The following is an 11,091-nucleotide window of genomic DNA, read 5'->3' as shown; positions in this document are numbered from 1 at the left end:
AAAGAAAACCGCGGCAAAAACATCACCTTCAGTTCAGTCATTTATCATTGATACTTGGCCCTCTTATCCCATATCCCCTTTTCCTTGTAATACTTAATGGCCCCTGGGTGAAAACCTACGGGAACAGATTTGGTCCCTCTGAAGGCATTTTCTATTGTATACTTTTTGGCCATGGGATGGATAGCATTGCGCTCTTCTGAGTGATCATAGACCGCCTTTATGATTTTGTAGACCAGATCCTCAGGAAGGTCCGTCCTGCAGATCCACATCTGGGGCAGGGTATAGGTATGGACATCCTTATCAATGCCTTTATATGTACCTGCAGGTATGATGAAAGGGACCACATTTGGGAACTTGGCCTGCATCTTCTTTAAGGCCTCTGGTTCTGTCTCTAGGAGACGAATAGGGATATCACGGGCCAACTCCATAACAGCTGCTATGGGATAGCCGGCTGCAATGATCCCTGCATCTATCGTGTTATCCCGAATCCCGGTGGTGATCTCATGAAAGGCCAGATACTTAGGTTTAAAATCGTCGAAGGTAAGTCCCCAACCCGCCTTTAAGTGCTTTTTGGAATAGATGTTCAATGTAGCACTTCCCGCCGGTCCTACGCCAATGACCTTACCCTTAAAATCGTTGATGGATTTGAGGGGTGAACCTTTACGCACAATCCAGTGGACATCGCTGGTGTGACCAACGGCAACGAGGCGTACTTTGTCCACATCCATGCCTTGTTTTTTGAGGCCATCTAAGGTCCCCATGCAGGCCAAGCCCATATCCATCTTTCCCCGGATTATCAAACGGCCGTTCTCTGTTGATGCTGCTGTTGATTCGGCCGTAACCCTTACCCCCGGGACATATTTATTGATTATCGCCGCAAAACCCGCCCCTAAAAAGTAATAGGTGCCAGCAGGGCTCCCTGTCCCGAAGGAGAGAAATCTTACCGCATGAGAGTTAGTTGCTATCCCGAAAGTAAAGATGGAAACCATACACAAGATAGATATTATTATTGTTATCTTTTTCATGTCACTCCCTCCTTCTCCCTTTTTATAGTTCTTTCACCACCATGGTAAACCCCGTAGGAGGACCGCTGAAATACATAGGAAAAGTTCGGCTATGCTCCTGGCCAGGTTTGATCACAGGTGGTTTACCCTTTCTCGGATAGAATCCGCCACTGGATGGACCTTCTGGTAGAAAGATCTGGAGTCGGTATCTCTTGGGCTCCTTTGAGATATTCTTTATGGCCACAGTGAAGTGGAGCCTTGGCGCGCCCTTATATTTCTTCATGAAGTAGTCTACTTTGGTGATTTCTGCGCTGGGGCAAACTTCATAAGTTATAGCCTCTTTCGTTTTACCCGCCTCGGGGCTGAGCGTGGCACAACCCAAAAAAGTCATGCCACCAAAGAGTAAGATCACAACCCCCACGATAATGACAAATCTACAACGTTTCATAATCTCCTCCTCTCTTGCTGTTTAATGATATAGCGCATACGACTTCTCCAACCAGACTTTGCCACTATCACCCCCTTTCTTACCTTCCAGATAGCAAAAATCAGCATACCTCCCGCACAGAAATTCCCCCCTCTGAGCTACAATTTTCTTCTGCGCTTAAAAAGCAAGAAATATGCCGTGTTTGCCTTTTTAGATGGAAAGCTATAACTTGCTGATTTTACAAGTATTTTATGTGTTACAAATTAAAAAACAGGAAAAACCCATTTTACATGAGCTCATTATTAAACAAAACGATACATTAATGATACAAATTGATACATATCAATGCAGATTGAAGGCCTTTAATTTTCTATAAAGGGTACTCCTGCTCATCCCTAATAGCGAAGCAGCCCGTGATATATTAAAATCGGTATTGTCTAAGACTCTTATAATCCGTTCCTTTTCTTGTTCCTTTATAGTCTTTCCCAATAAAGATCCTTTGCTAATATCTTCTGGCAAGGCCCTGACCTCATACAGTTGCCTTCTCCCCCCGCAACAAACCTTGTGATCTAATAACTCATCTAACAATAAATCACCCCTTACAGATCCACCATACAAGAGCACAAATCTTTCTATTATATTCTCAAGCTCCCTTACATTTCCTGCCCAACAGTAATTTTTAAGTTCTCTTAACATCTTGCTAGATATTGAGATCTCTTTTTCCCCATATTTTTTGCAATAATAGGAAATAAACTTTGAAACCAGATCTGGGATATCTTCTCTTCTCTCCCTTAACGATGGCATCCTAATTGCCAATATGTTCAACCTGAAATACAGGTCTTCCCGAAACAAACCTTTTTTAACTGCTTCGCCCAAATCCTTGTTAGTGGAAGCTATGATCCGGACGTCTATGGGAACAATCTGTTCCCCTCCCAATCGCATCACTTCTCTTTCTTGAAGGACCCTGAGCAACTTCGACTGCAGATTTATCGGCATGGTACCTATCTCATCTAAAAACAGGGTCCCTCCATGTGCTAGCTCAAATAGACCTATTTTCCCCCCTTTTTTGGCTCCAGTAAATGCCCCTTCCTCATAGCCGAAGAGCTCACTTTCCAACAGACTTTCGGGAAGGACACTACAATTTATCGCAACAAAGGGCTTTCGGCTTCTCAAACTCAAGCGGTGAATGCCTTGGGCAAGAACCTCTTTCCCTGTTCCAGTTTCCCCGGTGAGAAGGATGGTTGAATCCGTCGCGGCAAATCTCTTTGCCTGTTCAATAACCCTCTTCATCGCCGAGCTATATACCGAAAAGTGGTCGATGCTGTAATGGGCAATAAACCCCCGGGAAATCATTTGCTTCCTGATCTTGCTGTCGATCTTCTGAATCTCAGAGGCCTCACGGAAGGTCGAAACCACCCCCAGTATTCCCTCTTCAAGGAGGATAGGCATATGAGAGGCGATGATGTTAGTACCCCCAACAGTAAGAAAGTCATTATCTAAACTTGTCCCATGCTTCAATGCCTCTGTAATCCGGTTATAAGGCAATATACTACTGATGGGTTGGCCCAAAGCCTCATGGGTGTTGATACCCAAGATCCTCTCTGCCGCAGGGTTAAATAAAGTAACTCTTTCCAGATTGTCAACGACAACAACACCCTCAGTCAAAGAATTAAATATTGTTTCTAAACGGGTATATTCCTCTCTTTCTTTTCGTCTGAGGGTAGCAATCCTTATAGCTTCGTGAAAGGCCTGTCTTACGCTCTCCAGATTGTAGGTAATTAAGACCGCTTTTTTACCGTACTCTTTAGCCATATCGAGGGTGACATAACTTTTGCCTATGGCCACTTCATAACCTTCGTTAAATGCCTCTATCATTCCATACCTAAAATCGTTTTGGTTGCTAAAGATAACCTGCTTAATCTTGACACCATACAGCTCTTCTAATAGGTCCAACCCACTCAAGGGTTCAGGAGTCATAAGAGCGATCTTTTCCCCAAACTTGCCCGCCTGTTTAACCGCCCTCATAACGTCAAAATCCGGAATCCGAATGCTGACTACCGGGGTAGAGAGTCCCTTTTCTAATAAAGCGGCAGTGCCTCCCCAACTCACAATAACCTCAGCCCCCGACCTTTCCAGGCCCCTTGCATTTGGTATAGCCTCCTCCAAAACCCCTAGGTCAATTAATACCTCTACTTTATCGTAAAGCTCATCAGCTACCCTTTTTATCATCTCTTTCTGCATGGAAAATGAACAAATAAACCCAATCTTTATCTTCATAACCTATTAAACCTCCAGATTTTATATCAAGACTTGAGACGCCAAGAAAACTCTTCTTCTCCCTATCTTTTCATCTTGCAACCCTAAAATATTTTTCAAACTTGATTATAGCTTTTTGGGGGGCCTTTTACAACTTCTCTTCCAAAAAGGGTGTCTTAGGGACAGATTGACAATGGGCCTTGGGATCGTTAAGATATAATTTCAGTAGATAGGAGGAAGGATGCGCAAGGTAAAGGTAAAAGAGGCCATCGGGATGGTAGTGGGGCATGACCTCACCAGGATAGTACCGGGCGAGTTCAAGGGGGCGGTCTTCAAGAAGGGTCACATCATCCAAGAGGAGGATATCCCCCTACTCCTGGATACGGGAAATGAGGACATATATGTACTGGAGCTTGGGGAAGGGGAGCTTCATGAGGATGAGGCGGGGATGCGCATCGCCCGGGCCATCGCCGGCCCAGGTATAGAATTCTCCAGCCCAGAGGAAGGCAAGGTCTCCTTGCAGGCCAGATGGAGGGGATTGCTGCGGATAGACATAGCCCTCTTAGAGGGGATCAACTCCATGGGAGACATCATCGTCTCCACCCTCCACAACAATACCCCCTGCAAAGAGGGAACCACGGTGGCCGCTACCAGGATAATCCCCTTAACCATTGCCGAGCAGAGGGTTAAATGGGTGGAGGACAGTTGCAGGAATAAAAAGGTGGTGGACATCCTCCCTTATCAGTTGAAGAGGGTGGGGGTGATGGTGACCGGCAATGAGGTCTATCATGGGCGGATCAGGGACAGCTTTGACGAAATGGTGGGGAGAAAAATAAAAGGTTACGGGGCCAACATCTTGGAGAAGGTCATTGTCCCGGATGACCCCGAACAAATCGCCAGCTCCTTGCTGCGGTTGAAGGATATGGGGGGAGAGGTCTTCTTGAGCACGGGCGGACTCTCCATCGACCCCGGCGATGTCACCAAAAGGGGGATAGAGGAGGCAGGGGCAGAGATCATCTCCTATGGCTCTCCTGTCCTTCCCGGGGCGATGTTCCTCTATGCCCTCTTGGACGGGATCCCCCTGCTGGGGCTTCCCGCCTGCGTCTTTTACTATCAAACCACCATCTTTGACCTCATCTTCCCCCGGGTATTGGCCGGAGAGCAAATCACCCGCAAGGAGATAATAAGGATGGGGCATGGGGGGCTGTGCCTGGGGTGTGAGGTCTGCCGCTTCCCCATCTGCCCCTTTGGTAAAGGTTAAACTGATGGACGAGAGGACCCCCCTAAGGAACCTCCTCGTGATGATCAAGGGAGGGGGGGAGATGGCCAGCGGGGTGGCCCACAGGCTCTTTAGCTCACATCTGAAGGTCTTCCTGACCGAAATCCCGCAACCCCTCTGCATCAGGAGGGAGGTCTCCTTCTGCGAGGCCATCTTCCAAGAAGAAAAAGAGGTAGAAGGGATAACGGCCAAACACATCCCCTCCCCCCAAGAGGTCTATGCCACCTGGGAGGAGGGAAAGATCCCGCTGCTCATCGACCCTGAGGGGACCTCCAGGGAGGTTATGAGGCCCCATGTGATCGTGGACGCCATCTTGGCCAAAAGAAATACCGGCACATATAAAGGGGATGCACCCTTGGTCATCGGTCTGGGACCAGGTTTCTGGGCGGGGAAGGATGTAGATGTGGTCGTCGAGACCAACAGGGGGCATTACCTGGGGAGGGTCATCTACAACGGCCCGGCCCAACCGGACACTGGGGTGCCTGGGGAGATCGCCGGGGTGAGTGCCCAAAGGGTCGTGCGGGCACCCAGGGATGGTACCTTTCGCCTGGCGAAGAGGATCGGGGACATGGTCAAAAGGGGGGAGGTAATAGCCTGGGTAGAAGGGGAGCCGATGAGGACGGCCATAGAGGGGGTGATCAGGGGGCTGCTACGGGAGGGAACGGAGGTGCACAAGGGATTAAAGGCCGGTGACGTGGACCCCAGAGGGGTAAGGGAAAATTGCTATACCATTTCGGATAAGGCAAGGGCCGTCGGGGGAAGCGTCCTGGAGGCCATCCTTGCGCACTTCAACCTTTAATGGATGAACCCCAGGGTAATCAGAGAGGTAAATAGGCTTTGGGAGGAGGTCTATCCCTACCTGGCCCGCTATGTAATGGACCTATATGGCGACCAGGAGGGGGACGTGCTGGAACTGGGCCCCTTTTCCGGGGGGATCAGCAAGGAGTTCCTCTCCCTCTCACCACATTGGAAGATAGTAATTGCCGGGGAACTGTTGGAGCTTTTCGACCCCCTGAAAGAAGAGATAAGGGGGACCACCCATGCCAAGAGGATAATGTTTAAACCCTCTCCTCTGTTCCCTTTGGTCTTTCTGAACCAAAGCTTTGACCTAGTGATCTTCCGAGGGGCCTTTTTCTTCCTCTCCCCCTCCATCCTACAGGAGGTCTACCGGGTGCTGAGACCAGAAGGGCTTGCCATCTTGGGGGGTGGGTATGGGCCCCACACCCCTCTGGCCTTGATAGGGGAGAAAGCCGAGGAGTCAAAGCGGTTAAACAAACTGCTGGGAAAGAGATGGACAACAAAGGAGGAGGTAGCCAGGATGATCCAGGAGGCGTCCCTGGAAGAGGAGGCAGAGATCTCGGAGGAGGGGGGCCTGTGGGTAATCCTGAGAAAGGGAAAGGAGGAGGTAGGAGGAGGAGGAGACCTTGGTTTAGCCCAGGCCCTCTGCCTCGGGCACCATGAGATCATATCCTTGGTGGGAGCAGGGGGAAAGACGGCCCTGCTGTTCGCCCTGGCAGAAGAACTCTGTGCAAGGGGTGCCAAGGTCATAACTACTACTACTACCAAGATATTTGAGCCCACTGGAGAACAAGTTTCCTATTTGATAATAGAAGAGAACCATACGCGGGCCATGGAATTGGTGCGGGAAGGGCTTAGTTCCTACGGCCATGTCACGTTGGCTGCCAAGAAATTTGCAGGAGAAAAAATAGGGGAGGTGAGTCCTGATTTGATAGAGAGAATAGATCAGGAACTACCAATAGACCATATCATCGTAGAGGCTGATGGGGCCAAGAGGCTCCCTATCAAGGCCCCCGCAGACCATGAACCGGTAGTTCCCCCAGCTACATCCCTCCTCATCCCCATGGTGGGAATCGACGCCCTGGGAAGACCCTTGGGCGAAGAAGCGGCCTTTCGCCCTAGTCGCATCGCGGAGCTGACAGGGGCAACAATAGGGGATCCCATCACCCCCCAAGTCATAGCCAGCTTGATCATCCACCCCCAGGGGCTTATCAAGGGCACCCCTCCGAGGGCAAGAGTCATCCCCTTTCTCAACAAGGTCGAGACCCAGGAAGGGCTGGAGGGGGGAAGGGAGGTGGCCCATGAGGTCTTGCGCAACGGGGATCAACGGATAGAGGGTGTTGTGCTGGGAAGGCTCTTTTACCGCCGTCCCATAGTGGAGGTCATCAGGAGGAAGGGCACAGATGAGAGAGATCTATGAGGAGATCCTGCGGCTCTTGACAGAGGGAAAAAAGGTAATCCTGGCCACTGTCATCCAACAGGTGGGCTCTGCCCCCAGAAAAAGAGGGGCCCAGATGTTGATCAGGGCGGATGGGTCGTCCCTAGGGAGCGTGGGGGGCGGACGCATTGAGGCCGAGGTCCTGAAAGAGGCCAAAGGGGTATGGACCCCGGGAGAGGCGAAGGTCTTGGCCTTTCACCTCACCGGCCAGGAGGTGGCCGAAACGGAGATGCTGTGTGGGGGAAACGTCGAGGTCCTCATTGAACCTCTCTTACCAGGGCTCAGAGAGCTCTATGCCACGCTGCTTGAAATAAAAAAGAGGGGAGGGGAGGTAGCCTTGGCCACCTTTATCGCCACCGAACCCTTGCGGGAGGCAGTGGGGACCAAGGGGCTTGTATTCCCCGATGGAAAGGGCTTGGGTTCCTTAAGGTTAGAAGGGGATGCCCTCACAGAAGCCCGAAAGGTCATAAAAGAGAAGAAGGTTCAACTCCTCCCCTATCGAGGGGGAGACTTATATCTGGAACCGATCTTCTCCGAACCCACCCTATACATCTTCGGGGCAGGACACATATCCCGCCATCTCGCCCCCGTGGCCAATATGGTGGGGTTCAAGGTCATCGTCATCGACGACCGCGCAGAATACGCCAACCGAGAACATTTGCCTCAAGCCGACGAGATATGGGTGGAGAAATTCGAAGGGGTTGGGCAAAAGATCGATCCAGACAGGGAATCCTATATGGTGATCGCCACCCGAGGACACATGCACGACTACACGGTCTTGAAGCAGGTCTTGCCCATAGAGTGCCGCTACATCGGGATGATCGGGAGCCGCCGGAAACGGGACCTCATCTATCAACAACTGAGGCAGGAGGACTATACCAAAGAGGAATTGGGGAGGGTCCATGCCCCCATCGGCCTCGCAATCAATGCAGAGACCCCTGAGGAGATCGCCGTGAGCATCGTCGCGGAGCTGATCAAGGTAAGGGCAGAGGGCAAACCCTCTCAAGAGAAGACATGGAAGGTATAACAGGCACGTGGTATAGACCTATCTACTACTTCTTTGTTGCCTCAGGAACTGATTGATGCTGCCTATACCCCCTCACACCTCCCTAGCAACCATGACTATACCAATGTAACATCACCTTGTAGATATCACTTTACAATATACAAAGATTGTATATATACTTTGTATGTATGGAGGGTCTGATATGAAATCCAGCACAGTCAACATATCTTTCAATAAAGAATTACTCAAGCAAATTGATCAGGTAGCGGAAGAAGAATCGCGATCTCGCTCAGAACTCATTCGTGAGGCGGCCAGGGGGTATATTGAGCGTAAGCGGAAGTGGAAAAGGGTCTTTGACCTTGGTCGAATCAAGGCTGAAACAAAGGGAATCACGGAAACGGATATCAAGGAGGAAATCGCTGCTTATCGAAAAGAGAAAAAGAAGTAGATGATCAAAGTTGTTCTGGACACAAATGTCCTGACTTCTGCGATTCTGTTTGGTGGTAAACCGAGGCGGATTCTTGAATTAGCTTTCAGAGGGGAGATACAGGTCTGTGTTTCAGAACCGATATTGGAAGAACTAAAGGGAGTATTACGAAGACCGAGGTTCGATTTCAGCGCAGAGGTAGTGCAGACGATTCTTGCTGAGCTGATTGGTCTAGCTGATTTCGTCTATCCATCACAGAGAATCGAAGTAGTGGCTGAAGATCCAGATGACAATCGGATCTTGGAATGTGCCTTGGAAGCTTGGGCTGATTATATAATAACCGGTGATAGTCATCTACTAAACTTGATGAGTTTCAAGGATATCTTGATTGTCGCTCCTGATAAGTTGTTAGAAAAGCTTCGTTAGAGGAAAAGAAGCGGACGGGCATCGCATAATCCGGGGTTGGCGGTTCTCGGTGCCCTGGGGGGAGCAAAAGCGCAAAGAGGTTCACAGTATAAAAGGCGTTGACGCATCACAGGACTTCAGGTAAATTAATATTCAGACTGGGGGATCGTTCAACGGTAGGACAGCGGACTCTGACTCCGTCAATCCAGGTTCGAATCCTGGTCCCCCAGCCATAGAATAAAAATGGGTCTGGCTCCATCCAGTCAGACCCATTTTTATTACACGTTACAAAAAACGCCTCCCCAAAAAATCCCCGACAAAAAGGCCCCTTCGCGGGGCCTAGTTTAAGTATCCATTATCTTTGTACTTGGGTTGGTAGGGTTGGAACTAAAGATCAAAGAGTATACGGGGGGGGTTACTTATATAAGTCTATTTGTAGGGCAAGTACTAGCAGTACGTCAAATTGTTTCATAAGACTTTCACTAAGACGTCCAATAAATGGTTGCCCAGCAAAATACTTTTGTTTATCTATCGTGTACAACAGGTTAGCGAGAAAAAAGGTTGGTTTATCAAGTTTTAGGCCTTCTATCTTTTTTGGATCTACCTTAAGGGCAAGTGGATAATTAGCATATTTACTATTAGAAGTTCCAGAAGCTACGGTTGTATGGGAACTAGTTATTTTATCAAACCTTTCATCTCTAAGTACTAATACCGGCCGCTCTTTTCCCTCGGTAGGATCTTCAGTATACTTTACTTTAATTTTATATATGTCTCCTCGGCGTAAAGGGAAATTTGGATACGCTAAGCTCATTCTGGGCAGTTTTCGGAGAAGAAAATATCTGCTTCTTTAACAAGCTCTTTTTCCGCTTTTTCTAAGTCTTTTGGTAACGTGACAGAATGAAGAATCTCTCTCTCCTTTATTCTTCTTCCAAAAGAATTAATCTTGCTTCTCGCAAAGATTTGAGCTACTTCCATTGTTTTTTTATCGATTTTCGTATGGGGACTAGTAATTGCTTTATATAGCTCTTCCTTGCCCTGAGGATCTATAAATAATTGAAGCGCCTCTGATTCAATTTTAAAAAAATCCCGAATTCTGGTTAAATTCTTCAAAAGTGGCTTAGAAAATAAGCGAGGATGGTGTGGTTGAAGGTAACGAAGCTTTTGAACAGTTTGATCGGTTTTTTCTGCTAGTTCTCTCAACAGAGGTAATAATTTGTGGATATCCTCAGTTTTAAAAAGGCCACGAACTTTTTCAAGATATTGTATTGTTCGGTGACATTGGAATATTACAACTCGAATGAGAAGGTGTACCAAACAGGCGCCTGATAAGCGGCGGACATAGCTTTGCAGCAAAAGGATTCCATAGGTCCTTCCTTCAAATCTCTCCAATGCTAGTGTTTGAGCCATAGGATACCCTCCCTACTTAAAGCCAGCAAAAAGCATGCCGGGGACCAAAATTTGCACAATTAAATTTTTTGATTTATTTATATTATGATACAATTAGCTAGCTTGTAAAGCATCTTTTATACTTTTTTCAATTATCATGTCAATATCTTTTTTCATCTTTGATATATCAGTTTTTGCAATAAGTTATCAATTATTAAAATTATTTAGGTTATTTCTTAGATTGAGTCAACACTTCACCAAATTTATCCCCCCAAAACTGTGCCCATTTTGTGCTCAATCTACCTCAAACATCCTAACTTAATCTAATATTTCCCAACTTATTAAGACACAGGAAAAGCCAATGAGATCAGCTAATTAACTGAAAACATTGGCTCTCCTGAATTACTCTGTTTTGGACTCTGACTCCGTGAATCCTCGAATCCTGGTCCCCCAGCCAATGATTTTAAGGGGTTAGTTTTAACCCCTTTTTTAATTTCATGACCTGCGCCCGTGACGATGCCTACCTGTGACCGCCAGTAGGCTTCTCTTTTTTGTGCTGTCTCCGAATCCTGTAGCTGTAGCGGCGGGGCTGGTTTTGTAGATGAATTTGGAGGGGGGCGGCAGTTCTATATAGCTTGTTGTCAGGGATACAAAAGGTCCGGCGG

Annotated in this window: 11 protein-coding genes and 1 tRNA gene; 7 read left to right on the top strand and 5 right to left on the bottom strand. The window is 48.0% G+C overall.

Annotated features, from left to right (window positions below):
- Nucleotides 1-44: 44 nt before the first annotated feature.
- The 3 genes from JRI46_10890 to JRI46_10880 all read right to left on the bottom strand — a co-directional run bounded on the left by JRI46_10890 (nucleotide 45) and on the right by JRI46_10880 (nucleotide 3,708).
- Complete coding sequence (locus JRI46_10890; protein MBW2040074.1) at nucleotides 45-1,025, bottom strand: TAXI family TRAP transporter solute-binding subunit; 981 nt, start codon at nucleotides 1,023-1,025, stop codon at nucleotides 45-47.
- 22 nt (nucleotides 1,026-1,047) lie between these two features.
- On the bottom strand, nucleotides 1,048-1,452 hold the full coding sequence (locus tag JRI46_10885; protein ID MBW2040073.1) for a hypothetical protein: 405 nt from the start codon (nucleotides 1,450-1,452) through the stop codon (nucleotides 1,048-1,050).
- Nucleotides 1,453-1,773: 321 nt separating this feature from the next.
- Nucleotides 1,774-3,708, bottom strand: coding sequence for a sigma 54-interacting transcriptional regulator (locus JRI46_10880; GenBank protein ID MBW2040072.1), 1,935 nt, complete (start codon nucleotides 3,706-3,708; stop codon nucleotides 1,774-1,776).
- A 220-nt stretch (nucleotides 3,709-3,928) separates the two neighbouring features.
- Between JRI46_10880 and JRI46_10875 the strand changes: the two genes are divergently transcribed.
- The 7 genes from JRI46_10875 (at nucleotide 3,929) to JRI46_10845 (ending at nucleotide 9,273) form a co-directional block, all read left to right on the top strand.
- Complete coding sequence (locus JRI46_10875) at nucleotides 3,929-4,948, top strand: molybdopterin-binding protein (protein MBW2040071.1); 1,020 nt, start codon at nucleotides 3,929-3,931, stop codon at nucleotides 4,946-4,948.
- Between the two features lie 4 nt (nucleotides 4,949-4,952).
- Nucleotides 4,953-5,765: an EF2563 family selenium-dependent molybdenum hydroxylase system protein gene (locus JRI46_10870; protein ID MBW2040070.1), complete on the top strand. Its 813-nt coding sequence runs from the start codon at nucleotides 4,953-4,955 to the stop codon at nucleotides 5,763-5,765.
- 3 nt (nucleotides 5,766-5,768) lie between these two features.
- Entirely contained in the window at nucleotides 5,769-7,184 is a 1,416-nt protein-coding gene (gene yqeC, locus JRI46_10865; GenBank protein ID MBW2040069.1) for a putative selenium-dependent hydroxylase accessory protein YqeC, read from the top strand.
- A complete protein-coding gene (locus tag JRI46_10860; protein MBW2040068.1) occupies nucleotides 7,168-8,229 on the top strand; it encodes an XdhC family protein in 1,062 nt (353 codons plus the stop codon). Before yqeC ends, JRI46_10860 begins: the two co-directional genes overlap by 17 nt.
- Before the next feature lie 181 nt (nucleotides 8,230-8,410).
- On the top strand, nucleotides 8,411-8,656 hold the full coding sequence (locus tag JRI46_10855) for a ribbon-helix-helix protein, CopG family (protein ID MBW2040067.1): 246 nt from the start codon (nucleotides 8,411-8,413) through the stop codon (nucleotides 8,654-8,656).
- Nucleotides 8,657-9,061: a putative toxin-antitoxin system toxin component, PIN family gene (locus tag JRI46_10850; GenBank protein MBW2040066.1), complete on the top strand. Its 405-nt coding sequence runs from the start codon at nucleotides 8,657-8,659 to the stop codon at nucleotides 9,059-9,061.
- A 138-nt stretch (nucleotides 9,062-9,199) separates the two neighbouring features.
- Nucleotides 9,200-9,273 (top strand) — tRNA-Gln (locus JRI46_10845).
- 182 nt (nucleotides 9,274-9,455) lie between these two features.
- On the opposite strand, the gene JRI46_10840 is transcribed toward JRI46_10845, so the two are convergent.
- Together JRI46_10840 and JRI46_10835 are read right to left on the bottom strand one after the other, a co-directional pair.
- Nucleotides 9,456-9,851, bottom strand: coding sequence for a type II toxin-antitoxin system PemK/MazF family toxin (locus JRI46_10840; GenBank protein ID MBW2040065.1), 396 nt, complete (start codon nucleotides 9,849-9,851; stop codon nucleotides 9,456-9,458).
- The gene (locus tag JRI46_10835) at nucleotides 9,848-10,447 is read right to left on the bottom strand and encodes a hypothetical protein (protein MBW2040064.1); all 600 of its coding nucleotides are present in this window, start codon (nucleotides 10,445-10,447) and stop codon (nucleotides 9,848-9,850) included. Before JRI46_10835 ends, JRI46_10840 begins: the two co-directional genes overlap by 4 nt.
- Nucleotides 10,448-11,091: the final 644 nt, after the last annotated feature.

This window comes from Deltaproteobacteria bacterium, assembly GCA_019308925.1.
Lineage (GTDB): Bacteria > Desulfobacterota > B13-G15 > B13-G15 > RBG-16-54-18 > JAFDHG01.
The sequence above is the reverse complement of the archived record's forward strand: the minus strand, read 5'-3'. Positions and strand labels throughout refer to the sequence as shown.

Coding starts and splice junctions, on each gene's coding strand:
- JRI46_10850 (MBW2040066.1), top strand. CDS start 8,657: ATGATCAAAGTTGTTCTGGACACAAATGTCCTGACTTCTGCGATTCTG.
- yqeC (MBW2040069.1), top strand. CDS start 5,769: ATGAACCCCAGGGTAATCAGAGAGGTAAATAGGCTTTGGGAGGAGGTC.
- JRI46_10890 (MBW2040074.1), bottom strand. CDS start 1,025: ATGAAAAAGATAACAATAATAATATCTATCTTGTGTATGGTTTCCATC.
- JRI46_10885 (MBW2040073.1), bottom strand. CDS start 1,452: ATGAAACGTTGTAGATTTGTCATTATCGTGGGGGTTGTGATCTTACTC.
- JRI46_10835 (MBW2040064.1), bottom strand. CDS start 10,447: ATGGCTCAAACACTAGCATTGGAGAGATTTGAAGGAAGGACCTATGGA.
- JRI46_10860 (MBW2040068.1), top strand. CDS start 7,168: ATGAGAGAGATCTATGAGGAGATCCTGCGGCTCTTGACAGAGGGAAAA.
- JRI46_10880 (MBW2040072.1), bottom strand. CDS start 3,708: ATGAAGATAAAGATTGGGTTTATTTGTTCATTTTCCATGCAGAAAGAG.
- JRI46_10840 (MBW2040065.1), bottom strand. CDS start 9,851: ATGAGCTTAGCGTATCCAAATTTCCCTTTACGCCGAGGAGACATATAT.
- JRI46_10870 (MBW2040070.1), top strand. CDS start 4,953: ATGGACGAGAGGACCCCCCTAAGGAACCTCCTCGTGATGATCAAGGGA.
- JRI46_10875 (MBW2040071.1), top strand. CDS start 3,929: ATGCGCAAGGTAAAGGTAAAAGAGGCCATCGGGATGGTAGTGGGGCAT.
- JRI46_10855 (MBW2040067.1), top strand. CDS start 8,411: ATGAAATCCAGCACAGTCAACATATCTTTCAATAAAGAATTACTCAAG.